General features: G+C 54.1%; 23 protein-coding genes, 1 pseudogene and 1 other annotated feature. Of the genes and pseudogenes, 17 read left to right on the plus strand and 7 right to left on the minus strand.

The genetic code is table 11. The annotated features are described in order from the left end of the window. Nucleotides 1-63: 63 nt before the first annotated feature. On the minus strand, nucleotides 64-1,074 hold the full coding sequence (locus tag KXU80_RS25445; RefSeq protein ID WP_219835880.1) for a YihY/virulence factor BrkB family protein: 1,011 nt from the start codon (nucleotides 1,072-1,074) through the stop codon (nucleotides 64-66). 584 nt (nucleotides 1,075-1,658) lie between these two features. Continuing rightward, nucleotides 1,659-1,901: a binding site (T-box leader), on the plus strand. A 42-nt stretch (nucleotides 1,902-1,943) separates the two neighbouring features. Here KXU80_RS25445 and trpS point away from each other — a divergent pair. Further along, nucleotides 1,944-2,933 carry a tryptophan--tRNA ligase gene (trpS, locus tag KXU80_RS25450; RefSeq protein WP_219835881.1) on the plus strand — a complete coding sequence of 330 codons (990 nt, stop codon included), beginning with the start codon at nucleotides 1,944-1,946 and terminating at the stop codon, nucleotides 2,931-2,933. Nucleotides 2,934-2,964: 31 nt separating this feature from the next. On the opposite strand, the gene KXU80_RS25455 is transcribed toward trpS, so the two are convergent. Beyond that, nucleotides 2,965-3,141, minus strand: a complete 177-nt coding sequence (locus tag KXU80_RS25455; protein ID WP_219835882.1) for a hypothetical protein — start codon at nucleotides 3,139-3,141, stop codon at nucleotides 2,965-2,967. A gap of 116 nt (nucleotides 3,142-3,257) precedes the next feature. Here KXU80_RS25455 and KXU80_RS25460 point away from each other — a divergent pair, with 116 nt between their 5' ends. Then, on the plus strand, nucleotides 3,258-3,485 hold the full coding sequence (locus KXU80_RS25460; protein WP_219835883.1) for an alpha/beta-type small acid-soluble spore protein: 228 nt from the start codon (nucleotides 3,258-3,260) through the stop codon (nucleotides 3,483-3,485). Between the two features lie 125 nt (nucleotides 3,486-3,610). Here the strand turns inward: KXU80_RS25460 and KXU80_RS25465 are convergent, their stop codons facing one another. Next, on the minus strand, nucleotides 3,611-4,597 hold the full coding sequence (locus KXU80_RS25465; protein WP_219835884.1) for a metal-dependent hydrolase: 987 nt from the start codon (nucleotides 4,595-4,597) through the stop codon (nucleotides 3,611-3,613). Nucleotides 4,598-4,719: 122 nt separating this feature from the next. Here KXU80_RS25465 and KXU80_RS25470 point away from each other — a divergent pair, with 122 nt between their 5' ends. Then, on the plus strand, nucleotides 4,720-5,022 hold the full coding sequence (locus KXU80_RS25470) for a hypothetical protein (RefSeq protein ID WP_219835885.1): 303 nt from the start codon (nucleotides 4,720-4,722) through the stop codon (nucleotides 5,020-5,022). On the opposite strand, the gene gerQ is transcribed toward KXU80_RS25470, so the two are convergent. Together gerQ and KXU80_RS25480 are read right to left on the minus strand one after the other, a co-directional pair. Continuing rightward, entirely contained in the window at nucleotides 4,994-5,533 is a 540-nt protein-coding gene (gene gerQ, locus KXU80_RS25475) for a spore coat protein GerQ (protein WP_219835886.1), read from the minus strand. The genes KXU80_RS25470 and gerQ overlap by 29 nt on opposite strands. A 102-nt stretch (nucleotides 5,534-5,635) precedes the next feature. Beyond that, nucleotides 5,636-5,746 (minus strand): annotated as a pseudogene (locus KXU80_RS25480) (cell wall hydrolase); the annotation flags it as partial. A gap of 243 nt (nucleotides 5,747-5,989) precedes the next feature. Here KXU80_RS25480 and cyoE point away from each other — a divergent pair. From cyoE to KXU80_RS25495, 3 genes are read left to right on the plus strand one after another with little or no spacing between them, the layout of a single operon-like run. Then, a complete protein-coding gene (gene cyoE / locus KXU80_RS25485; protein ID WP_219835887.1) occupies nucleotides 5,990-6,856 on the plus strand; it encodes a heme o synthase in 867 nt (288 codons plus the stop codon). A 13-nt stretch (nucleotides 6,857-6,869) separates the two neighbouring features. Beyond that, nucleotides 6,870-7,490 (plus strand): SCO family protein, encoded by a 621-nt coding sequence (locus KXU80_RS25490; protein WP_219835888.1) that lies wholly within the window; start codon nucleotides 6,870-6,872, stop codon nucleotides 7,488-7,490. A gap of 9 nt (nucleotides 7,491-7,499) precedes the next feature. After that, nucleotides 7,500-8,444 (plus strand): AEC family transporter, encoded by a 945-nt coding sequence (locus KXU80_RS25495; RefSeq protein ID WP_219835889.1) that lies wholly within the window; start codon nucleotides 7,500-7,502, stop codon nucleotides 8,442-8,444. Nucleotides 8,445-8,450: 6 nt separating this feature from the next. Here KXU80_RS25495 and KXU80_RS25500 read toward each other — a convergent pair whose 3' ends face one another. Continuing rightward, nucleotides 8,451-8,822: a toprim domain-containing protein gene (locus KXU80_RS25500; protein WP_219839244.1), complete on the minus strand. Its 372-nt coding sequence runs from the start codon at nucleotides 8,820-8,822 to the stop codon at nucleotides 8,451-8,453. 363 nt (nucleotides 8,823-9,185) lie between these two features. After that, nucleotides 9,186-10,388 (minus strand): MFS transporter, encoded by a 1,203-nt coding sequence (locus tag KXU80_RS25505; protein WP_219839245.1) that lies wholly within the window; start codon nucleotides 10,386-10,388, stop codon nucleotides 9,186-9,188. Nucleotides 10,389-10,551: 163 nt separating this feature from the next. On the opposite strand from KXU80_RS25505, the gene KXU80_RS25510 reads away from it, so the two are divergent. The 11 genes from KXU80_RS25510 to KXU80_RS25560 all read left to right on the plus strand — a co-directional run bounded on the left by KXU80_RS25510 (nucleotide 10,552) and on the right by KXU80_RS25560 (nucleotide 23,236). Continuing rightward, on the plus strand, nucleotides 10,552-10,995 hold the full coding sequence (locus KXU80_RS25510) for a hypothetical protein (RefSeq protein WP_219835890.1): 444 nt from the start codon (nucleotides 10,552-10,554) through the stop codon (nucleotides 10,993-10,995). Between the two features lie 56 nt (nucleotides 10,996-11,051). Next, nucleotides 11,052-12,224, plus strand: a complete 1,173-nt coding sequence (locus tag KXU80_RS25515) for a transglutaminase domain-containing protein (protein ID WP_219835891.1) — start codon at nucleotides 11,052-11,054, stop codon at nucleotides 12,222-12,224. A gap of 24 nt (nucleotides 12,225-12,248) precedes the next feature. Then, complete coding sequence (locus KXU80_RS25520; RefSeq protein WP_219835892.1) at nucleotides 12,249-14,324, plus strand: peptidoglycan D,D-transpeptidase FtsI family protein; 2,076 nt, start codon at nucleotides 12,249-12,251, stop codon at nucleotides 14,322-14,324. Between the two features lie 341 nt (nucleotides 14,325-14,665). Beyond that, entirely contained in the window at nucleotides 14,666-15,418 is a 753-nt protein-coding gene (locus KXU80_RS25525; protein ID WP_219835893.1) for a Cof-type HAD-IIB family hydrolase, read from the plus strand. Between the two features lie 7 nt (nucleotides 15,419-15,425). Beyond that, nucleotides 15,426-15,905 (plus strand): DUF456 domain-containing protein, encoded by a 480-nt coding sequence (locus KXU80_RS25530; RefSeq protein ID WP_219835894.1) that lies wholly within the window; start codon nucleotides 15,426-15,428, stop codon nucleotides 15,903-15,905. A gap of 15 nt (nucleotides 15,906-15,920) precedes the next feature. Then, entirely contained in the window at nucleotides 15,921-16,643 is a 723-nt protein-coding gene (locus KXU80_RS25535; RefSeq protein ID WP_219835895.1) for a ThuA domain-containing protein, read from the plus strand. Nucleotides 16,644-16,672: 29 nt separating this feature from the next. Then, nucleotides 16,673-18,334 carry a putative polysaccharide biosynthesis protein gene (locus KXU80_RS25540; RefSeq protein ID WP_219835896.1) on the plus strand — a complete coding sequence of 554 codons (1,662 nt, stop codon included), beginning with the start codon at nucleotides 16,673-16,675 and terminating at the stop codon, nucleotides 18,332-18,334. A 75-nt stretch (nucleotides 18,335-18,409) separates the two neighbouring features. Beyond that, the gene (locus KXU80_RS25545) at nucleotides 18,410-19,999 is read left to right on the plus strand and encodes a copper amine oxidase N-terminal domain-containing protein (RefSeq protein WP_219835897.1); all 1,590 of its coding nucleotides are present in this window, start codon (nucleotides 18,410-18,412) and stop codon (nucleotides 19,997-19,999) included. A gap of 14 nt (nucleotides 20,000-20,013) precedes the next feature. Then, nucleotides 20,014-20,358 (plus strand): thioredoxin family protein, encoded by a 345-nt coding sequence (locus KXU80_RS25550; RefSeq protein WP_219835898.1) that lies wholly within the window; start codon nucleotides 20,014-20,016, stop codon nucleotides 20,356-20,358. Nucleotides 20,359-20,537: 179 nt separating this feature from the next. Next, nucleotides 20,538-21,473: a COX15/CtaA family protein gene (locus KXU80_RS25555; RefSeq protein WP_308858128.1), complete on the plus strand. Its 936-nt coding sequence runs from the start codon at nucleotides 20,538-20,540 to the stop codon at nucleotides 21,471-21,473. Next, nucleotides 21,470-23,236 carry a UbiD family decarboxylase gene (locus KXU80_RS25560; RefSeq protein ID WP_219835899.1) on the plus strand — a complete coding sequence of 589 codons (1,767 nt, stop codon included), beginning with the start codon at nucleotides 21,470-21,472 and terminating at the stop codon, nucleotides 23,234-23,236. Before KXU80_RS25555 ends, KXU80_RS25560 begins: the two co-directional genes overlap by 4 nt. The last annotated feature ends 1 nt before the right edge of the window (nucleotide 23,237 follow it).

A 23,237-nucleotide genomic window follows, 5' to 3' on the forward strand; every position in this document is an offset into this window, starting at 1 on the left:
TTGCACTGAACAGTCGCTGGGACCGGCTGTATGCTGCTGATAACGGGCATACCGCTCGTTTATTTATCGTTTCCGGCGTTTCAGGAAAGGAAGCGGGATTGAAAATTGCTTGCCGCTTCGCTTCTCCATGCCATGCCGGTGGAAATGAAGCGCGGCGTTCATTTCGCCGCCTAGGACGATGATGATGCTCGACAGATAGAGCCAGGTCAGGAGGACGATAATGCCGCCGATGCTGCCGTACGTTTTGGCGTAGCTGCCGAAATGGTTGACGTAATGGGAGAAGGCGAGTGAAGTGGCAATCCAGCCGAATGTAGCGAACAGAGCGCCGGGCACGACTTCGCGGAAGCGAAGCCGCAGGTTCGGCACATATAGATACAGACAAGCGAATACGACCGCCATAATGGCAATGGGAACCGCAAACTGTACCATGTGCCAGACGGTGTCCATGCTGCCGGGGAGCCGCGTCCACGCATAGAGCCTGTCGCCGACCACCCGGCCGAAGATGAGCATAACAAGGCTGCAAGCAATCACGAGAGCCAGCACGACCGTGAACAGCACGCAATAGGCTTTCACCTGCCAGAACGGGCGGGTTTCTTCGACGTCGTAAGCTTTGTTGAGCGCCTTCATAACTGCACTGACCCCATTAGAGGCCGACCAAATCGTAATCAGGAGTCCAAAAGAAAGCAGCGAACCGCTGCGTGCGGCCTGCATGTCTTGGAAGGCGTCATTGATCGTTTGCGCCGAGAGCTGCGGCAGGATCGGCTTAATGAGATCAATCGCATCCGTAACCGTCAGATCGGCGAAGCTTAGAACTGCCATCATGAAGATGACAAACGGGAAGAAGGCTAAAATGAGATAATACGTCAACTGCGCGCCCATAGCGGGCACCTCGTCATCCTGGAAACGGCCGTACACATCCTGCACGAAATCGATAAGCCGCATCGGCTTCTTAGTTACAGGTCCGGCCGTCTCAGGAGAGATTTGAAAACCCGAAGAACCGGTGCGCGGAGAGCTCGACTCGGAGAAAACCGGCTTCTTCGTACCCGGCCCCAGCGGAGAACGGGAATCAGCCATACCAACGCCTCCTTCTTTCCCTATACCAACCATTAACCCCGTACAAGCTGACCAAACCTTTCAACAATGTATTCAGAAGATGGGCAGCGCAGTACAGGCATGGAGGCTAAAGCGGTCTCCGCGGCATTGGGGGCAAGCGGTTTATACAGGAAAAAGGAAGCCTTCCCTCAGGGCGACCAAAAGGAAGCCTTGCCCCGCCAGGGGCAAAAGCGAGCACAAGCAAGAAGCTGCGCACCAAGCGCGGAGTCCGCAAACAACCAAGCATCCGGGTGTCCAGAGGGCAGGAGTCCTCGGAGTCCCCCTCCGGGGGATTGAGGGGGCAAAAGTCTGACAGTGGGGCACCGCACAGGACCAAAAGGAAGCCTTGCCCCGACAGGGGCAAAAGCGAGCACAAGCACGAAGCAGCACACCAAGCGCCGCAGTCCGCAAACCACCAAGCATCCGGGAGTCCAGAGGGCAGGAGCCCTCGGAGTCCCCTCCGGGGGATTGAGGGGGCATAAAGGTACGGCATAAAGGTACACCATAAGGGCGGGAGTCAAAGGGGCGCAGCCCCTTGACATTCCCCTCCAGCAAGGTATAATCGTCCTAAAGCAATGACGGGAAGAAGTAAGCGCGGATGAATGCTTCAGAGAGCCGGTGGGTGGTGGAAACCGGTGCAGGCATCCGATGGCCGAATGGATCCCCGAGCCATGATGAGGAAAGGGATCCTTGTGGGATCACCCGTATGCATCATCGTATCGCTTCGCGTTAAGAAGCTTGGAGGTTTGCAGCCGAATAGGAAAGGGCGGCAAACAAATTAGGGTGGCACCACGGTCCTCGTCCCTTGCGGCGGAGGGCCTTTTTTGCGTTCAAATAAGGAGGAAATGACGATGAAACGTGTCTTATCCGGTATTCAGCCGAGTGGTCAGCTGACCCTTGGCAACTACATCGGGGCTATTCAAAACTTTGTTAAATTGCAGGAAACGCATGAGTGCTTCTTCATGGTCGTCGACCTGCATGCCATTACCGTGCCGCAGGAGCCAGCGGCGCTGCGCGAGCAGACGGAAGCGGTCGCGGCGCTCTTCATCGCCTCGGGCATCGACCCTGCCAAAGCAAGCGTGTTCGCGCAGTCTCACGTGTCGGCACATGCGGAGCTCGGTTGGTTGTTTACGACGCTGGCATACATGGGCGAGCTAGAGCGCATGACGCAGTTCAAAGACAAGTCGAGCGGCAAAGATTCCGTCGGCGCCGGTCTCTTCGTCTATCCAACGCTCATGGCGGCAGACATTCTGCTGTACAATGCGGATCTCGTGCCGGTCGGCGACGATCAGAAGCAGCATTTGGAACTGACTCGCGATTTGGCGCAGCGGTTTAATCAACGCTTCGGCGATATGTTCACGATCCCAGATCCGTATATTCCGAAGGTAGGCGCTCGCATCATGTCGCTCGATGACGGCACGAAGAAGATGAGCAAGAGCAATCCGAATCCCGCCAGCTTCATTGCGCTCCTCGATCCGCCGGATGTCATCCGCAAGAAAATAAGCCGCGCAACGACGGATTCCGGACGCGAAGTGAAATTCAATCCTTCCGAGAAGCCGGAAGTAAGCAATTTGATGAGCATCTACGCGCACTGCGCGGATATGACGCTTGATCAAATCGAGGCCCATTACGAAGGACAAGGCTATGGTGCCTTCAAGAAGGACTTGGCCGAGCATGTCGTGGCGAAGCTGGAGCCGCTGCAGAAGCGGTATGCCGAAATCCGCAGCTCCGGCGAGATCCATAACATTTTGAAGCAAGGGGCCGAGAAGGTATCGGCAGTCGCGAACGAGACGCTGCGCCAAGCCAAAGACAAGATGGGCTTTCTTCCGCCCCGTTCATAGCGCGAAATGGACAAACGCCGCAGGCGAGGGATTACCCTTGTCTGCGGCGTCTCATTTTGGCGCTTATAATAAATCCAACGACAATAAAGACCAAGGTCAACAGGAAAAACAGAGCGGCAAGCCACCCGCTGTAGCTAATGGAGATCGCAGTCGCGCTCATCAGAAGCATACAGAAAATGGCGTAAATCAAAGCAAGTGGTTTGGTCATAAAAGCATCTTCCTTCACCTGATAAATTATTGTGGGAGTTTAGCATATTCTCCTCGTTATCGTATCATAATAAGTTTGCAACACAACATTGTAAGAATTGAAAGGAGAATTTCCACATGGCAGGACAATCTCGCAGCAGCAATACACTTGTTGTACCGCAAGCCAGCGCAGCTCTCAGCCAACTGAAATACGAGGCGGCGCAGGAGCTGGGTATCCAAATCCCGCAAGACGGCTACTATGGCAACTTCTCTACGCGTGATGCAGGTTCGCTCGGCGGATACATCACACGGAAGCTCGTCCAAATCGCTGAGCAACAACTGTCTGGTCAATCGCAGTTCCGCTAAATGCCGGACCGGTTTCAAAGAAGTACAGCCAGAAGCTCAAGGTTAGCCTTGAGCTTCTGTTTTTTGTATTCGTTTTTCCGCGTAAGAAAAGCCCCTTCTATTGTGCAAGAAGAGGCGGTCTGGCGTCAATACGTATTCATGCGGAGACGTTTCTGCAGCCGGTCATCGCTGAGCCACCCGACATAGGAGCCAAGGGTTTTAAATTGTTTATCCATCAACAGAACGCCAACGAAAGGATACTGCTTTCGGTGTCTGTAGCGCACATCCGACCAGCGTACCTCGTAGCCCCATTGGTGCTCCTGAACCTCGGCACAGGCAAAGGAGGTGAAGTAGAGAAACGCGCGTATGGAGGGATCGTTACGGGAGTGATCAATCGCCGGATGCTCCTCGCACCTTGCCCGGTCGATCCATCGCAGCTTGCCCTGCCGGAAGTCTCCGATGAAGAAGTAGCCGTCGGGGCGGCGCTTCACCACATTCCAATCGTAGAGCGATATGGTGGGAATGAGGATGAATTGATCGCCTTCCGCATAATCAGCATCCAGCTGTACAAGCCGTCGCTGCAAGGCTTTGTGGGTGACGGTCCTCCAGATGTAATAGACGATCAGGCAAGCATACAGCAGCGGGAAAATAATCGTTGGATCACCGATTCGAAGCGCCCATAGGACAATGGCGATAAGATGGGCGATGAAGATGACGGGATCGAAAATGTGAATGATATTCCAGGAGATCCACTTTTTTGTAAACGGCCTTGCCGCTTGTGTCCCGTACGTATTAAACAAATCCGAGAAGACATGGACGCAGACCGCAAGCAGTACCCAGCCTCCGATATGCAGCCAGGGCAGCTGGAAGCGGAAAAACAATTGTATAAGCACGGTGATAAGTACCGTCCAGATCGCGACAGCGGGAATGGAGTGCGAAGCTCCTCGGTGATTGCGAATATACGCTGCATTGCTTTTGAGCCGAAGCAATCCATCCAGATCAGGGGCTTGCGAGCCGACAACCGTTCCGATTAATACGGCGGCGTAGAGCGACTGGTCGGAGGCGACGACGGGATCCACCGAGGCCAGCCCCGCGAGTCCAAGTCCCATTACCAAATGCGTTCCGCTATCCATAGCTTGTGAACAACCTCCTCATGTGTGCATACTAAGGTGCGGTTTTGAATTTGTGTATACTTCTATATGTACGCTTAAGTATTTTCCGAATCGTGGGCGTTTATAACGAAAGGATGAATTTCATGTTTATTTGTTTTGTGGAGTATCAAATTGACCCGGCATCCGAGCAGCTTTACCGGGATTGGATCGCGAAGCAGCAGGCTGATCACCGCGGATTCAGCTTATATGAAGGCACGGACCAGCCTCTGTTGTTCGTCGAGGTATGGGAGGCTGCAACCGAAGAAGAAGCGCTGCGCATCAAAGAAGAACGCTGCGGGGAGCGTTCTTCTTGGCAGGTTATGGCGAAATGGGTGCCTGGAGGCAGCGCCAAGGTTCATGCGTGGACGTTCAAGCCGATTAACGGCCGAGCGGAAGGGCCGATGTAGCCGGTGTTGTGTTTAACGCCGTATTATTAGAAATGGTCACGCCATTAAAGGTGTACTCATAGTTGATGGGGCCGTCGAACGTGACATAATCGAGATTAAGCGTAAGCAGTAAGTAACGCATGCCTGTGGACGGATCGCTGATGATGATGTGGTCGCGTCCAGCAGCTTCAATCACGCCTCGGAATACTTTGGCGTTCCATTCGCGGTTATTCTCATACGTCATGTAGAAGGTAGCCATCTTGCCGCGGTTCATCCGCAGGATGTTCTCGACGTAGGATTCCTCAGAGGCCGGAACCGTAACGACATTGCCGCCCGCAGGCGTGACAAAAGAGCCGCTCGGCACATTAGGCAGCGCCATCTGCGCGGAAGCGCCCGCTACAAGCGGAGTCTGCATCTGCATTTGAAAAGGAGTAGGAACCGGCTGCTGTTGAGGAAAGCCGTAACCGTAGGCGGGGAAGCCTCCCGTGCTTGCTGGACTAACCGCTGTGTTATACCCATAACCGTTTGACATAAGATGTAATTCCTCGCTTTCGTAAATGTATTGCGTTGTTAATAAACCGCAGGGCAATCGGAGGATTTAGGCGCCCTTTCGCCATTGATGACTCGCCTGGCGATCCAAACAGTTGCCTACCACGCGGTTAACGCCGACGTTGCCGACCATCAGCATGCCGAGGTTTCCCTCGCCTTCCGCTTCGGCGTGAAGAAGCCGTGCCAACAGCTTCACTTCCGAGTTGGATTAATGACTGCCATTACCGAACTTTCCACTTCCTTTCGTTCAGTTGGGCCATAAACCATATGTTAGTGTATTGAGAAATGGGCAAAATGGTTCCAAAGGGTGTCAAATTCATGAACAGGTTCCGCGAACATTGTCAACAGCTTGTTTTTTCGGTATGATTAAAATCGATTTTAAAACAAAGAAGATGGGCGGAATTACGGCCCATACGGGATCGGAACGGGGAGGCTGGCTGTGCTTAAAGATTATGTGGCCCTGACAAAACCGAGCATCATACGTTTGAATGCGATCGCTGCGTTCGGCGGGTTCTGGGTCGCTTCTAAATGGGATAATCTTCATTGGTTGCTGCTGCTTTACATGCTGATAGGCTCGGCACTTACGATGGCTTCTGCATGTGTCATTAATAATTACTGGGACCGTGAGCTTGATAAGAAAATGGAACGCACGAGAAACCGCGCGCTTCCGACAAATCGACTAAAACCGACAAACGTGCTCATCTATGGCATCGTGCTCGGCATCATCGGTCTTGCTATCTTATTCATCTTGGTTAACCCGTTATCAGGTTGGCTGGGACTGCTCGGATTTTTCGTGTATGTCGTTATTTACACCATGTGGCTGAAACGTTCTTCGACTTGGAGCACGTCCATCGGAGGCATCTCCGGCGCAATGCCGCCGGTTATCGGGTACTGTGCGGTTACGAATGACGTTGACGCAGGGGCATGGATCTTGTTCGCGCTGTTGTTTCTTTGGCAGCCGGCTCATTTCTGGTCGCTCGCGATCAGACGGGTAGAGGAATACCGCGCGGCAGGCTTTCCGCTGCTGCCCGTCGTGAAAGGCATTCCGCGGACGAAGCTGCAGATGCTGCCGTATATCGTGCTTCTCATTCCTACCGGCATTCTGATGTTCACGTACGGTTACGTCGGCTACACGTATTTGATTATTTCGCTGCTTGGCGGCGTACTGTGGCTGTATCATACGCTGACAGGCGTTCGTGCGAAAGACGACAACAAATGGGCTCGGACAAACTTTTTCATTTCCATTAATTATCTGATGGTCGTGTTTCTGGTCATGATCGCGGATACGAACGGCGCAATCGGCTAGGGGGGACGAGTTCATGCAAGTCATGCGAAAGTATGGTTTTACCATCGCGGTGCTCATCCTGTGCGCCGCCATGGGCCTTTATTTATACCTCTCATCCACGAAAGGGTCCAAAGTCAACTTGGACCAGAACCTGAAGGCGCCGAGCTTCGAGCTGACCGATCTGGACAACAATAAAGTAACGCTGGGCGGAACGAACGGCAAGGTTCGCGTGATCTACTTCTTCTACGCCAATTGTCCCGATATATGTCCGCCCACGACGTATTTAATGTCAGAGGTCCAGAATAAGCTAAAGGATAAAGGTACGTTCGGAAGCGACGTGGAGTTTATGTCCATTACCTTTGATCCGAAGCGCGACTCCATCGAGGCGATGCGCAAGTTCTCAGGTAAATTCGATGTCGATGCGAGCGGGTGGAAGTTTCTGCGCGAAGACAGCGAGGAAGCAACGGCGAAGCTGATGAAGGATTTCGGTCTTGGCATCGTCAAGGATCCAAGCACGAACCTGTTTACGCATAGCGATACCATTACGTTCGTCGATCGCAAGGGCGTCGTTCGCAAGTACATGACGGGCTCCATTGACGAATCGCAGAATGCGGATAAAATCGTGGACGTCATTAACGCGTTGGTGAAAGAGTAGAGGACACAGATGAATATTTTCTTATCCATTCTATGGAACAATATAATCCCGTTGTCAGTCATGATTGCTTTAGGCATCACGCTGCATCGGGTTTTTTCTTTGGATATCAAGACGCTGTCAAAGCTTAATTTTTATTTGTTCTCACCGGCTATTATTTTTCGATTATTGTATACGACCGATATCTCGCTGGAAGCTGTTGTAAAGGTGCTTTCGTTCTTCGCCGTATTCATGCTGCTGCAGTATGGCGCCTTGGAGGCGGTCATTCGGTTTCGGGGGCTGGAGAAGGGGAGACGCGCTGCGATGCGCAACAGCGTGCTCTTCTATAACAGCGCGAATTACGGCATTCCGCTCAATCAATTGGTGTTCTCGTCCAATCCCATTACAGGATCGGTGCAGGTACTGATCATGATGATGCAGTCGCTCGTTCCGAACACCTATGGCATTTACAGCGTCAATTCGCATCAGAGCAGCGGCCGGGACATTGCGCGCACCATTCTGACGCAGCCCGTCATCTACGCGATTCCGCTCGGCTTTTTGTTTCATGGGTTCGACGTGACGATTCCGAAGGCCTTGAACATCCCGCTTGATTACTTGGCGAATGCCTTTATCGGTACAGCACTGATTACGCTTGGCGTCCAGCTCGGAGGGATGAAGCTATCCTTCCGCCACCTCATGCTGAAGGACATCCTGTTGTCCTGCGGATTGCGCCTAATCGGGGGGCCTTTGCTCGCGCTGGCTGTCGTATGGCTCATGAACACGATGACCTGGAGCAGTGTCGATAGTCTGGTGGCCAAAGCGCTGATCGTTTCGTCGGCCGTTCCGACCTCGCTGTCGAGCGTGCTGCTGGCCGTGGAGTTCGATAACGAACCGGAATTCGCGTCGCAGGCCGTTTTGGTTTCCACGACGCTGAGCATTCTGACGGTAACGCTCGTTATTTATCTCTTGCATGTGTAACTTTGATTAGAACTGATCTTCTTTATTCCAAATGGCGGCGCTTTGAGCAGGGTACAGAATGTACGCCTCAAGGCCCGCCTTTTCTAGTTGTTCGATGAGGTAGTCCTCCGGCGTTTTCTCGACGCCGGGATAGCCGCGGCGGGTGTGGATATGCTCGGCATCAGGGAACGCGTCGCGAAGAATGCCGCGGATCCGCCTGCCGGACGCGTCGTTATCCGTGAAAATATAAACCTGTTTGTCGCCGACCTGCCTGCGCAGCTTCTCCACCTGCAGCGTGCCCGGCGTGCCGTATGTACACAGAACGGGGACTTCCTCCGCGAGAACCCGGCGAAGCCGGCTTCGGTCGTTCTTGCCCTCCACGATCAATGCGATGTCCATGGCTGCTTCACCTCTTAACGCCATAATACCGTATTTGCTCCTGAAACGGAAAGACGGCTTGCGGTGGGCCGCAAGCCGTCCATGTCAAAGGTTGGCAATGGTTAAGTTAGTAGAAACAACCACAAATTACGATTACCAGCAGGATGAATAGGACGAGGATGGAGCCTGCGGATGTGAAGGCGCCGTGTCCTGAATGGCATTGGCCATGGCCATGATCATGAACGGATTGAACATATTGAGACATTGAAAAGTCACCCCTCTTTCGCCTAATTAGAACTAGGGCGTCAGGCTCTTTGCACATGTGCATTGCAGCCGCATGCCACACAGTAATGTATGCCCCTGAGTGATAACAGCCCTGTGCCTTTACCCAGAATGCGAAAAATGGGCGTTCGCTTCCCGCGACTTCGTGGGATCGGAATAGAAGGGCAGAATCGATACGGCAATCATTAAGGCAAGGAAGGCGATATAGTAAGGCGAAACGTAATTGCGCAGCTGCCCGGCCAGCATCGGGCCGAGGAAGGCGCCGATGGAGAACGCGATCGAGAGAATCGAGAAGACGCGTCCATAGCGCTCGCCTCCGCTGCGTTCGATGAGCAGCGAAGAGAGTGCCGGGAAGATGACGCCTTTAGCCATGCCGAGGAAGAGCAGCAGCACATAGAACGGCAGCGGAGCCCCGGCTGCAATTGCAAAATAAGTGAGCGCGAGCATGAAGGCGCCCCACAGCGACCTAAGAAATGGCGACAGCTTATTCAGAAACAGCATGCTGAGCGTGAAGAGTGCGCCAAGGCTGACGATGGAGAAGAGCAGCCCTGTCGTCATCATGCCTTCCTTGGTGGTCGACATGAGCGGAAGCTCGAAGGAGAGAATGCCCTGCGCGCAGCTCATGGCAATCGGGAGGACGAAGATCAGCCACGGAATGGCAGGCGGCCGTGTGCGCTCGGCACCGTCACCGCGCATGCCCGCCAGCTCCGCGCTTGCTTTGGCGGCCTGCAGCTTGGTGAGCGGTGCGGCAGCCTGGGCAGGCACATCGCGAATGAAGAGCAGCGCGCATGCTGCCGTCACGATCAGCACCCAGCCCAGAACGGTAAAGGCTGTGGTAAAGCCGATTTGCGCGACCAGATACGCACCGGCGGCTGGAGAAATGACGGAAGCAATCGTATGAACCAAGCCGTTGCCCGCCATGAGCTTGCGCTGCTTCATGCGGTCGGTTGCGATGCGTGCCAGCAGCGACATGCAGGCGGGTGAGAGAAAGGCAAGCACAAAGCCGCTTATAGAGCGCAGCGTGAGCAGCTGCCACGGATTCGTCACATGCGACTGCAGCAGCAGAATGACGCCGGCTGCGCCAAGGCTGAAGACGATGAACAGGCGGCTTCCGAAACGGTCGACGCCGACGCCGGCAATTAGGTTGCCCGGCAGATGAGTAATGGAGTACAGACCCATCATGAGGCCGATAAAGGAAGGCGCAGCGCCGAGCGAGACGGCAAACGGCGTCAGAATGGGATACTGGGCATGCAGGTCAAAGAAAGCGACAAATAGAAACAGATAAAGCCATATGGCAGTTTTCAGGGAAATCGCTCCTTTCCTTCGGTCCGTGAAACAGGCTGTTACTACTTGTACGCTTCGGAAAGCCGGGATATGTCTAGCCTCCACCCCGTTTACGCGTATAGGGTCATGGGTTATAATAAAGGGTAATGAATGAATTGGCAGGCATATTGGGGGCGTTAGCGGAATGAACTTTGATTTTAACTACGACATGGATACATATGTTCAGTTTTTCAAAGACAAGTGGCTGTTCCTAATCGTAGCGCTCGTTGTTTTGTTCATCGTGGTCCGCATCGTCAAAACCGTCGTGAAATGGCTGATTGTCATCGCCATTCTGGCAGGGGTCGTTCTTTACAGCGGCTATTCGCTGGAGGAGGTCAAATCCCTCGGTACGAAAGTGGCGGACGATGTGAAGCAGCAGGCGATTACCGCCATGGCCGGTGAGGCGAAGGATGCGACGTTTACATCGAACAGCGACGGTACGTTCACGGTCGCGACGAAGAATTTGGAGCTTACAGGCACGCCGGGCGATCATGAAGTGAAGGTTACTTACCGTGGAACGCCGCTTGGCACATGGAAGATCGATTCGGCTATACAAACACTGATCGATCAGGCGAAGAAGAACGTCTAACAGAGCTTCGGTTCGGTGCCGGAGCATACTGAATGCGTAAGTAAAGGAGGCTCATCATGCATACATGGGTTCAATCTCTATTGAAACCGGAACCGGTTGCGCTCATGGTCGTGCTCATCCTGCTTGTCTCCTTAATGAAAGGCATGCGAAGAGGTGCATCGGGTTCAGCGAAGCACCTTTTCTTTTTTATTTGGCAGGCGGCAGCGGCGATCATAGGACTGCTCCTGGCAGGCAGGGGCGCATCCAAGCTCTCTCCGGTCGTTCAAGAATGGCTGGAAAGCCGGTCCATTGCCGTGCCGCAATCCGAACTCAGCGCCTTGAAGCAATTCTGGTATACGATGATTACGAGCTTGCGGGATTTCGATCTGCTTCGCTTCGGCGTGCTGTTTCTGCTGCTGTACTCGTTGCTGCGATTCATGCTCCATCTGCTGGAACCGCTGCTCTTCGGCCTCGTCGACAAGCTATTGCCGGCAGGCGGCGATCCCAGCGTGCGGAGAAGGAGTGCCGGATCTCCGCTTTCCGGTGCAGCCAGCAGGGTAATGGGGGCGCTCATCGGCGCTCTTCTTGGCGGGGGACGAGCTTTCATTCTCATGGCCTGCCTCTTCGTGTACGTCTCTGTGCTGCCCCACGCGTACGGGACTCATGCCATCGCAGCCTCCGAACTCTATAAGAAGACAGCTTCGGAGCTGCTGGACCCTGTCGCAGGGGATGTACTGAAGCAGGGACCCGTGTTCACGAATGCGGTGGAGGCTGAGTTCCGCCGCGTGCTCCAGCGCAAGTATGAAGTCATCGATGCTGCGGTTCCGCCGGGCATCGAAGCGGCAGCGGCGTCGGTCACGAAGCAGGACAGTACGGACGAGGCAAAGGCGAGAGATCTCTACGAGTGGGTCGGGACCCGGATTGCTTATGACTGGGACAAAGCGAATAATTATGTTGATCATGGCGTATGGAAAGAACAGACGCCGACTGAAACTTTTAGCACCCGAAAAGGCGTCTGTATAGATGTGGCCCGTTTGTATGCCGTCATGGCTCGGTCCGTCGGTCTTGAGGTGCGGGTAGTGACAGGTCTCGGCGCAGCCGGAGACGGCAGCTACGGCCCGCATGCATGGAATGAAGTGCGGCTCGCGGACAGCAGCGGCGCATGGATTCCGCTGGACGCAACCTGGGCATCATCCGGCAATTGGTTTAACCCGAAAGGATTCTCAAAAACGCATATTCGAGAAGCGTAACGGTATTGAGAGGAGATTGTGAACGTGCAGGACGATCCGCAGAAGCGGGAGATTTCGAACCGGCGAAACTTTTCGTTCCGGTTGAACTTATTCTTTTTTGCTACCTTTTTCTTGTTTAGTGTACTTATTGTTCGTCTTGCGATATTGCAGTTCGTTGAAGGTCCTTCGCTTCGCGAGGAAGAGGAGCGCAGGGGCTCGAACGAGGTGCGGATCCCTCCGATCCGGGGCAATATCTATGATTCCAGCGGCAAGGCGATTGCTTATTCGACCTCCACGCAGTCGCTTTATTACAGCATCGAGCCCGGGGAGAAGAAGGCCGATTCCGAAGCTACGGCGCAGAAGCTGTTCAACGTGTTCCAGAAGTACGGAGACCCGAAGGTTGCCGTAACACTTGAGCAAATTACCAAAAATATGGATTTGGACTACAAGAAGAACACGGTCGCCGTGCCGCGCCGCATCAAGAGCGGATTGACGCCGGCCGAGATCGCGTACTTCCTGGAGAACCGCGACCTGTTCAAAGGCATCGACATCGTGGAGGAAAGCATTCGGCACTACGACAAGAGCGACACGGCCGTGCAGCTGGTCGGCTACCTGAAGAAGTTCGGCGGCGGCGCGGAGAACGGCTTGTACAAAGACAAGGCGAAGACCGACGATCCACTGCTGAAATATTTACAGACGGAGGATGTCGGCTACGACGGGTTGGAGTACATGTATCAAGACGTACTGCGCGGCAAGAACGGGCTTAAGGTGTATCCGGTCAACGCGGCGAGCCGGATTATCGGACCTCCGGTCATAACGAAGCCGGAGAAGGGCGACAATATCTACTTGACCATCAATCGCCAGGTGCAGGAAGCGACGGAGCAAGCGGTCATGGATCAGCTGAAGTTCCTGCAGACGACACCGAACCGGGAGAAGCATCAGGCCAACGCCAAGACAGGTTATGCCGTCGCCATGGAAGTGAAGACAGGCAAAGTCATTGCGATGGCGAGCATGCCGGATTACGACCCGAACATCTGGGAAGGCGGCAGCATTAACACGGATGACTACAACTCCATCAAATACGTGCTGCAAAACGGTACGATAAGCCCGGTAATCGGGCCTTACGACGATCCTAAGGAGCAGCGGAAGCATCCTTCTTCCATTGTGTTCCTGGGCTCGACGCAGAAGCCGCTCTCCGTATTGATCGGCTTAAACGAGAAGCTGTTCACGACATCAAGCACCTATAACGATACCGGATCTTTCTTCTACGGAAGAGAAGGCTCAACGCGCCGGCGGATCGGGAATGCGAAGGGTCATATCTACGGACTGCTGGATCCATCTTCCGCCATCGCGCACTCCTCCAACCCGTTCATGGCGAAAATGGTCGGCAACGCGCTGTACTTGAAGGATTCCAATAACGGCGTCAATGTGTGGGATCACTATGTCAAGCAATTCGGCCTCGGCTCGGATACCGGCAGCGGCCTTCTGAACGAGAGCAAGGGCGTCATCGGCTACTTCCACGAGGAAGAGGCGGCAAGCGCGCAGTCTGCGCTCATTCTGGCCTCGTTCGGGCAAATGGGCCGCTATACGACGCTTCAGCTCGCACAATACGCGGCAACGCTTGCAAGCCACGGCAAACGGATGAAGCCGCAGTTTGTAAAGGAAATCCGTGATGCCGAAGGCCATGTTGTACAGGGCTATCAGCCTGAAGTGATGAATACGATTAATTTCCCGGATGCGTATTGGAAAGAAATCGAGGACGGCATGTCCCGCGTAAGCGTGACGGAATTCAACAATGCACCGTACAAGGTGCTCCGCAAAACAGGAACATCCCAGCAGCAGGTGAGCGGCAAGACCGTCGAGAACTCCGTGTTCATTGCGTCGGCCCCGGCCGATGATCCCGTTATTTCAGTTGCTGTCGTCATTCCCGAAGGCGGCTTCGGCGCGAACGGCGCCGCGCCGGTTGCGCGAAAGATACTGGACGCATACGACGAATACATCGGTCTAAACGGCGTTCCGAAGAAACCGTTGACGCCGGCAGGCGGTACCGCGGGCAATACAGCCGCAGGCAATACGGCAACGGGGAATTCAACTGCAGGCAAGCCAAGCACCGGACATTAAGCCGAAGGACGGCAAATTGCATTCCATACCAACAAGAAAACGAGTCTTCCCGAGCTGGCATAGGAAGACTCGTTTTCTTGTACCTTCGGGCTTGTCCCCATGTTGCACAACGGAAAGATTTTTGCATAAGCTAAAATATGAATGTACCCCAGGAGGTGGATTCCCATGCGGAGGCAGCTAAGCAAGCACGCTTCGATTCGCCGGTTTCTGTACGCCATACTCTTTCTTGCCGGCACATTAATCGGTATTTGAGCGTAACTTCAGTTTGGATTCTCTCTATTCTGTGCTAAAATTGTCTCTATGTGAGCTGCCGCAGAAGCAGCCTGAGCAAGGAGGCTATCATGGGATCGATAAAGCTCGTAGCACTGGATATGGACGGAACGCTGCTCAATGACAGGCAGGAAGTCAGCAAGGAAAACGCGAAATGGATCAAGAAAGCGCTGGATGCCGGCATTATCGTCAGCTTCGCCACCGGCCGCGGGTTTGAGAGCGCGCTCCCGTATGCGGAACAGCTGGGGCTGGATACGCCGATGATCACCGTCAACGGCGGGGAGATTTGGAAGCGTCCGAACGTGCTTCACAAGCGTACGCTGATGTCGCCGGTCGTCTTGAAGCGGCTTCATGAGGTTGCGCTGAAATACGAAGAGTGCTGGTACTGGGCCTACTCGACAATGGGCATCTACAACAAGGAGAAATGGATTGATCCTGCAGGGGATTACGAATCGCATCACTGGCTGAAGTTTGGCTATCACATTGACGATACCGCCGTACGCGAGGCGATCTACAACGAAACCTCCGCCTGGGGCGGGCTTGAAATTACGAACTCCTCGCCATGGAATCTGGAGCTGAATCCGGAGGGCGTCTCGAAGGCGGCTGCGATTCGTGAAGTGTGCAGCCTGCTTGGCATCGAAATGGCGCAGGTCGCCGCAATGGGCGATAGCTTGAATGATATTGCCATGATCCGCGAAGCAGGACTCGGCGTAGCCATGGGCAATGCGCAGGATGCCGTGAAGGAAGCGGCGGATGTCGTCAATGTGACGAATGAAGAAGATGCCGTTGCCCGTCTGCTTCAGGACTATGTGCTGAAAGGGTGAGACCTGCATGGAAATCGCCGGCTGGATTATCGTCATTATCCTGTTCGTCGTCGGCATGGCCGGCGCCGTGTATCCCATACTGCCGGGCGCGCTGGCGATCTATGCCGCGTTCTTCGTCTATGGATTCTTCATCTCGTTTCAGCCGTTTGGTTTCTGGTTCTGGACGATTCAGACGATAATCGTCGTCGCCCTGTTCGTCGCCGATTATGCAGTCAGCGCCTGGGGCGTCAAGAAATACGGAGGCTCCAAAGCATCCATATGGGGCAGCACCGTCGGCATTCTGATCGGTCCGTTCGTCATCCCGGCATTCGGGCTTATTCTTGGTCCGCTGCTTGGGGCAGTCATCGGAGAGCTGTTCACGGGCGCAAGTTTGGACAAGTCCCTCAAAGCGGGACTTGGCGCAGTCGTAGGTTTGTTTTCCAGCATGGTCGTCAAGTTTCTGCTGCAGGGCGCCATGATACTTATTTTCATCCTATGGGTATTTTGAGGAGGCCGATGGCAAGTGATCAAAGTAACGGTATGGAATGAATTTCTGCATGAGAAGCAGCACGACGAGGTAAAGGCGGTTTATCCGGACGGCATTCATGAGGCTATCAAGGCGGGGATCGGGACGGACGGCTTCCAAGTGAGGACTGCAACGCTTGACCAGCCGGAGCACGGGTTGACGGAAGACGTGCTTGCGGACACGGATGTGTTGATTTGGTGGGGCCATATGGGACATGACAAGGTAGAGGACGCCATCGTCGAGCGCGTGCATGCGCGCGTAATGAACGGCATGGGGCTGATCGTGCTTCACTCCGGCCACTTCTCCAAAATTTTCAAGAAGCTCATGGGTACGGGCTGCGATTTGAAATGGCGCGAAGCGAATGAGAAGGAGCGCATTTGGACCGTAAATCCCGCGCATCCCATCGCCGCAGGCATTCCGGAGCATTTCCTGCTGGAACGCGAGGAAATGTACGGCGAGCATTTCGATATTCCGGCGCCGGACGAGCTGATCTTCGTCAGCTGGTTTGAAGGCGGCGAGGTGTTCCGCACCGGTTGCACGTGGTCGCGCGGTCAAGGCAAGGTCTTCTACTTCCGCCCGGGACATGAAACCTTCCCGACCTACTATAACCCTAACGTGCTTCAGGTCATTAAGAACGGCATTCGCTGGGCTGTTCCGTCGGGTGCAGCGGTACCGGTTCGCGGCAATCACAAGCCGCTTGAGGAAATCAAAGCGAAATAAGCTTCAGACTAGGAGAAAGATAGCAGCTCATGGTTAAAAAAGACTCGTTAATCAAAGGAACGCTGATCCTCGCGGCGGCAGCGCTCGTCGCCAGGTTTCTTGGGATCTTCCAGCGCATTCCGCTGGATTATATGACAGACAGCCACGGCGGCGGCTACTTCACCGTTGCCAACAATATTTATCTCATGCTCCTCATCATAGCCACAGGCGGCATTCCGAGCGCGATCAGCAAGATGGTCTCAGAACGCTACGCACTCGGACGTCCCGACGAGGCCAAACGAATTTATAAGGCAGCGCTTCTGTTCGGCTCGGTTACCGGCGTCGTCATCACGATTCTGCTGCTCATCTTCGCTCCTTATTACGCGACGCAAATCGCCGAGAAACCGGGGGCGGCTTTTGCCGTTCGAGCCATTGCGCCCGCGCTCTTGTTCTTCCCGATCATCGCGATGATGCGCGGTTACTTCCAAGGACGCCAGCTGATGGCGGCGGGCGGCGTCTCCCAGGTCGTGGAGCAGATTCTGCGCGTCATTACGGCCGTGGGGCTTGCCTACTGGGTGCTGACGCTCGGCTGGAGCCAGAGCTGGATCGCGGCGGCCGCAACGTTCGGCAGCGTGTTCGGCAGCATCGGCGCGTTTATCGTCATGCTGACGTACGCGCGCAAGCTGAAACGTCATGATGCGCTGGAGAAGGACAAGCCTAAGGCAAGTGAAGGAAGCTCCGCCTTGCAATCGACTCGTCCGGTATTGTCTTTTGCTTCGATTTACAAGGAATTGTTCAAGATTTCGATCCCGATTGTTATTACGTCCATGACGGTGCAATTTATTTATTTCTTCGATACGTCGTTCTTTATGAAGCTAACGCACGGGTATTACTCCGTGGATGCCGCCGATCAGATGCTCGACTGGCTTGGCGTGAAGGCGCAGGCGCTGGCAGGCATACCGCCGATACTGGCGATCGCTCTCAGCCAATCCATGATTCCGATCATTTCTTCCGCCTATTCCGTTCGGAATATGCAGGAGGTGGAGCGTCAAGCGTCGCTCGTTATGCGAATTGTCGTATTTACCGGCGTGCCGGTATCGCTGATCATGACCGTCGCATCCCTGTCAATTACTGGTCTGCTGTTCTCCGGAACGGGGGGAAGCGGGGCCGTGGCCGCACTGACGGCGGGTACGATTTTTCAAATTACGATGATGACGAGCAATTCCGTACTGACAAGCATGAATAAGCCGAGACTTCCGATGCGGCATGCGCTGATCGGCGTCGTCGTGAAGATCGTTACGAGCATCATACTGGCCCCGCTGCTTGGTGTGTACGGCATTATTCTTTCATCGACGATCTGCTTCATGGTCATCGCTTGGCTCAATTTCAGGCAAATTCGCAAAGAAATTCGAATGAGCATTCTAGGCACCCGTTGGATCGGTTACGCGGTAACGATTATTGCCGCATCCAGCCTCGGCTGGCTCGTCGATTATGCCTGCAGAACGTTCATTAGCGGCATTCCGGTTAAATTGACCTATGCGATTGCCTGCATTGCTGCAGGAGGCGTTTCGCTTGGGCTTTACGTCGCACTGCTCATTCTGCTCCGGGTCGTAACCGCGGAGGATGTGCAGCAGTTTCCGGGCAAGCTGCGGAGGCTGATGAATCCGTTGATGCGCATAGCGGCGAGGCGCAGTGCCAATTCTAGCAATTAACTTTGGTTTCCAATTATATCCTCTTCATGGTAGAATAGACAGTAGTCTTTTTACCTATGGAGAGGAGTTTTTTAATTGAAGACGTGGAAATGGAGCAAGAAAACGGTTGGAATCCTTGTTTTATCGATCATGCTGATTGTTCTGGCGGGATGTCAAGCGCTAAACGGCGTGGATTTTAATGCGATGCTGAAGCAATCTCTTAAAGTGAATTCGTTCGAAGGCAAACAATCGCTAGAGTTTAAGCTGCTGCTGAAAGAAGACGCGATGGATACCGTATCAGCCGAAGAGGCGGAGCTGTTGAAACTGATCTCACACATCACGTTGAGTTTGAATGAAGTGAAGACAGCCCAGGATGGCAGCATGTCGGTCAAAGGCAGCCTGGCACTCGGGGATAAATCTGTCGCCTTCCAAGCGGCTATGGATGCGAACATCGCAGAGCTTGAACTTGAAGGCGCGAAGAAGCCGATTATTATTCATTTGACGAACCCGGATGAAGAGGGAGCTCCTCAAGGAGCCGATCAAGAAAGCCTCACCGAAACCGGCAAGCAGCTCATTGATATTGTCGGCGGCTATGCGATTAACAATCTGCCGAACCCTGTACATCTTTCCGCTGATCCCGGGCAGGCGGACGTGAATGGCACGAACGTAAGCGGCGTGAACATTCATGCTGAGCTGACGGGCAAAGAGCTGTGGGATTGGCTGAAATCGTATGTCGATGCGCTTATGAACGATAAGGAAGGCTTGAAGGCAATGATTACCGGTCTGCTGGAAACGCTTGAGAGCCAGTCGGCTGCGCTTGAAGGCTCCCCGGCGGAAAGCATCTTCGGTTCCATTCCGGATGAAGACAACCGGAGCGAGGCCGTTGACGAAGCAACAACCGACATAATGGATATGCTAACGGAATTGAAGGATGGATTTGCACAGACGGAGAAAGAGAATCCGGAAGAACTGGACCGCATACTGAGCAAAGGCACATATGTGAAAGGCGATGTGTTCATCGACACGAAGGTCGATATCCGGAAATCCGTCATTGAAGCAGCGATTGAACCAGCTGCACCAGCCGAGTCTGACGATCTATCGGGGGAAGAAGATCTCGACTTTGGCGACACCATGTTCGATACCACGCCGTTCACAGGCATTTGGATGAAAATGACGACGGAACGTTGGAATATAAACGGGGATGTACAGCCGGTCAAACCGGTGACGGATCAGCCCGTTCTGGACAGCATGGATATGATGAACATGCAGGGCTACGAGATTCTCCGCCAGTTCGACAGCAATTCCGTTGCATATGGCCTGCTTCGCAATCAAGCTCACATTAGCAAACAAACGGTGATGCTAAACACCTTCTACAGCCAATCCGCTCCGATTATTACGCCGAGCGGCATTACGATTATTCCGCTCCGCGAAACGGTCGAGTCGTTCGGCGCTAAGCTGACCAAAGAAAATGGCATGCTCCGCGTATACGATGGCGCTGCGAATACAACGATAAGCTTGAAAGCTGGCAGCAGCAATGTCATTATTAACGGTAAGACGGTGAAATGGAACTTCCCTGTCACAACTGTAAACGGTGTAACTTACGCGTCCGCCCGCGGTCTTGCGCAAGCGCTAGGAGCCGAGATCCATTGGGAGAATAAGACGCTGGTATTGGTACGCGAACCTTAAAGGAGATGCTTCACATGGAACTTATTACGACAGAAGAGGCTTTCCGCGAAGCTGTTAATGCGGAAGGCGTGACGGTAGCCATTTTCAAAACAACATGGTGCCCGGATTGCCACTACATTGAACCGTTCATGCCGGATGTGGAAGCCAACTATGGTAGTCGTATCCGCTTCCTTCAGATCGATCGCGACGATATGCCCGACCTATGCAGCGAGCTGAATATATTGGGAATCCCAAGCTTCATCGCTTTCAAGAAGGGCACGGAGCTTGTCCGTTTTGTGAACAAGCTGCGCAAGTCAAGAGAAGAAATCGAGACATTTTTGAATCGGGCACTCGAAGTTTCCGATGCCTTGCCAAGCTGAATAAGCTAGGAAAAATGGAAGCCCGTCTTGCGGCCGTCAGGCAGCAGGCGGGCTTCCTGTATGCTGCGATACAGTATGATTTTACGCCATTTGGGGTACCCTTGCGTTCACAGTTTGAACATGGTATTTGTCGAATTTGTTCGCTATAATGGGAGTTGATTCTTACTGGAAGTTAGGTGATGGCAATGATTTATAGCCGATATCGCGCGCTTGCGATCGTGACGTGTATTGGTATGCTCCTCGTCTTGATTGCAGGGGCGCTGGTTACGAATACAGATTCTGGCCGGGGCTGCGGGACCGACTGGCCGCTGTGCAACGGTAAATTTATTCCTGCTTATACGGTTGAGTCCTTAATTGAATATTCCCACCGGCTCATCAGTGGAGCCGTAGGCTTACTAGTACTTGCGACGTTCGTCGCTACCTTGGTTTGGTACCGCAAGGAGAAAGAACCGATTGTTTATGCATCGGGTGCAGGCTTATTCACGGTTCTTCAAGCGCTGCTCGGCGCTGCGGCGGTCATATGGCCGACGTCTGCAGGCGTTCTGGCTCTTCACTTCGGCATCTCGATTCTGGCGTTCATGTTCACTCTGCTTCTTGTGCTGTGGACAGGCCGTCTGAAGAGCGGTAAGGGCTTGGATAGGCCGCCGGTTGTTGTCCCGAAATCGGTGTATGTTTTTTCCTTGAGTATCCTTGTTTATACTTATTTCGTTATTTACTTAGGTGCATTCATCCGTCATACGGATTCATCCGGCGGCTGCATCGGATGGCCGCTGTGCAATGGGGAGTTCGTTCCCGACCTGCAAGGCGCAACGCGCTATGTATTTATCCACCGCATCGCCGGGGTTGTCCTGTTTATACTCATTGCTTGGTTCGCGGTGCATGTGAAACGGGTATGTCGGCAGCATCCGGAGCTAAGAACGGCCGCTGTCGCCGCGTTTGTACTCGTGTGCTGCCAGGTGCTGAGCGGCGCATTGCTGACCGAAACGCTGCGCAATGAAGACTGGTATATCTTCACAAGTATTTTGCACAACATGATCGTATCCGCATTATTCGGATTAATGAGCGATCTAATGATACGCGCATGGAAATGGCGTGAGAGGCAGGTTAAAGCATGAGCTTTACAGATTTGCGGGGGTTAATCGAAACGCTTCGCCGGGAAGGCGACCTCGCCGTTATCGAAACGCAGGTCGATCCCTACTTGGAGCTTGCGGAAATTCACCGCCGCGTCATTGATGAAGGCGGACCTGCGCTGTTGTTTACGAATGTCAAAGGGAGTCCGTTTCCCGTCGTAACGAATTTGTTCGGTACGATTCGGCGCGTGGATCTGGCATTCGGACCGCGACCGGAAGCTTTCATGAAACAAGTGGTCGGCGCGATGGACCGGCTGCTTCCACCAACGCCGAAGGCGCTGTGGGGCGAGCGTTCCCTGATCTGGGATGCGATGAAGGTAGGGCTGAAAGAAGTACCGGCGTCTTCGGCACCGGTACTTGGTGCATTCAAGAAAGACCGGCCGCTGGAAGGCCTTCCGGTTCTGACGAGCTGGCAGCTTGACGGCGGTCCTTTCGTCACGCTTCCGCTTGTGTATACTGAGCATCCGGAGCACCGCAAGCAGCATAACCTTGGCATGTACCGGATGCAGATCTTTGATCACTCCACGACAGGCATGCACTGGCAAATCCACAAGGGCGGGGGCTTTCATTACCACGAAGCGGAGAAACGGGGCGAAGCACTGCCGGTTTCCGTCTTCCTAGGAGGCCCTCCGGCATTGATCGCATCGGCGATCGCACCGGTTCCGGAGCATTTGCCCGAGCTGCTGCTCGCTTCGCTGATTACCGGCGGCAAGCTCCAGGTCGTACAGGACCCGCATGGCAGCCACCGCATTCCCGCGCAAGCGGAGTTTGTGATGAGCGGCAGCGTAGCGCCGCATGTCCGCCGCCCCGAAGGACCGTTCGGCGATCATTACGGCTATTACTCGTGGACACATGATTTTCCTGTGTTTGACGTCAGCCATATGTGGCATCGTAAGGATGCGATCTATCCCGCGACCATCGTTGGCAAGCCCCGCCAAGAGGATTATTACTTGGGAGATTTTCTGCAGCGGCTGCTGTCGCCGGCTTTCCCGCTTGCAATGCCCGGCGTTAAGGATTTATGGACCTATGCGGAGACAGGCTTTCACGCGCTTGCGGCGGCAGTTGTCCGAGAGAGTTATTCGCGCGAAGCACTCGGCACCGCATTCCGTATTCTCGGCGAAGGCCAGTTGACGCTGACCAAATATTTGATGATTACCGATCAGCCGGTGGATCTTGCCAACTTCCCGCAGCTAATGGAGACGGTGCTGGAACGGTTCAGACCCGAGACTGATTTGTTCGTCTTCGATAAAACTTCGCATGACACGCTGGATTATACGGGCGGCAAGCTGAACCATGGCAGCAAGGCAGTCATGCTTGGCGTCGGTGAAGCGATTAGGGAGCTGCCGTCCAGCTATAACGAAGGCGCGATCGATGAGGTTACGGACGCACAGGTCTATTGCCGCGGCTGTCTCGTCGTATCCGGCGCTTCTTACGAGCAGGAGCCGGAGCTGGCGCAGCGTCTGCTGAGCAGGCTTCGCGAACGGGGCACCGCATGGCCGCTTGTTATACTGGCCGACGATGCTACCATCGCGGCGGCGCAGACACCGTTCCTCTGGACGGTATTTACGCGCTTCAATCCCGCGGATGATATTTATGCGGAAACCAAGCTCAGACGTCACCACCTCGGCTATGATTTGCCGATCGTCATCGATGCCCGCATGAAGCCGGGCTATCCGGACGAGCTCGTTCCCCGTGAAGATATTGTGAAACTGGTGGACAGCAAGTGGAAGACCTATTTTAAGGCATAAT

The organism is Paenibacillus sp. R14(2021) (assembly GCF_019431355.1).
Taxonomy (GTDB): Bacteria; Bacillota; Bacilli; order Paenibacillales; family Paenibacillaceae; genus Paenibacillus_Z.

Excerpts from the sequence above, each read along its gene's own strand:
- KXU80_RS25455 (WP_219835882.1), bottom strand. The coding sequence starts at position 3,141 with ATGACCAAACCACTTGCTTTGATTTACGCCATTTTCTGTATGCTTCTG.
- KXU80_RS25500 (WP_219839244.1), bottom strand. The coding sequence starts at position 8,822 with ATGGACATCGCATTGATCGTGGAGGGCAAGAACGACCGAAGCCGGCTT.
- KXU80_RS25515 (WP_219835891.1), top strand. The coding sequence starts at position 11,052 with ATGCATACATGGGTTCAATCTCTATTGAAACCGGAACCGGTTGCGCTC.
- KXU80_RS25510 (WP_219835890.1), top strand. The coding sequence starts at position 10,552 with ATGAACTTTGATTTTAACTACGACATGGATACATATGTTCAGTTTTTC.
- KXU80_RS25460 (WP_219835883.1), top strand. The coding sequence starts at position 3,258 with ATGGCAGGACAATCTCGCAGCAGCAATACACTTGTTGTACCGCAAGCC.
- KXU80_RS25495 (WP_219835889.1), top strand. The coding sequence starts at position 7,500 with ATGAATATTTTCTTATCCATTCTATGGAACAATATAATCCCGTTGTCA.
- gerQ (WP_219835886.1), bottom strand. The coding sequence starts at position 5,533 with ATGTCAAACGGTTATGGGTATAACACAGCGGTTAGTCCAGCAAGCACG.
- KXU80_RS25530 (WP_219835894.1), top strand. The coding sequence starts at position 15,426 with ATGGAAATCGCCGGCTGGATTATCGTCATTATCCTGTTCGTCGTCGGC.
- KXU80_RS25445 (WP_219835880.1), bottom strand. The coding sequence starts at position 1,074 with ATGGCTGATTCCCGTTCTCCGCTGGGGCCGGGTACGAAGAAGCCGGTT.
- KXU80_RS25555 (WP_308858128.1), top strand. The coding sequence starts at position 20,538 with ATGGCAATGATTTATAGCCGATATCGCGCGCTTGCGATCGTGACGTGT.
- KXU80_RS25490 (WP_219835888.1), top strand. The coding sequence starts at position 6,870 with ATGCAAGTCATGCGAAAGTATGGTTTTACCATCGCGGTGCTCATCCTG.
- trpS (WP_219835881.1), top strand. The coding sequence starts at position 1,944 with ATGAAACGTGTCTTATCCGGTATTCAGCCGAGTGGTCAGCTGACCCTT.
- KXU80_RS25550 (WP_219835898.1), top strand. The coding sequence starts at position 20,014 with ATGGAACTTATTACGACAGAAGAGGCTTTCCGCGAAGCTGTTAATGCG.
- KXU80_RS25540 (WP_219835896.1), top strand. The coding sequence starts at position 16,673 with ATGGTTAAAAAAGACTCGTTAATCAAAGGAACGCTGATCCTCGCGGCG.
- KXU80_RS25560 (WP_219835899.1), top strand. The coding sequence starts at position 21,470 with ATGAGCTTTACAGATTTGCGGGGGTTAATCGAAACGCTTCGCCGGGAA.
- KXU80_RS25525 (WP_219835893.1), top strand. The coding sequence starts at position 14,666 with ATGGGATCGATAAAGCTCGTAGCACTGGATATGGACGGAACGCTGCTC.
- KXU80_RS25465 (WP_219835884.1), bottom strand. The coding sequence starts at position 4,597 with ATGGATAGCGGAACGCATTTGGTAATGGGACTTGGACTCGCGGGGCTG.
- KXU80_RS25470 (WP_219835885.1), top strand. The coding sequence starts at position 4,720 with ATGTTTATTTGTTTTGTGGAGTATCAAATTGACCCGGCATCCGAGCAG.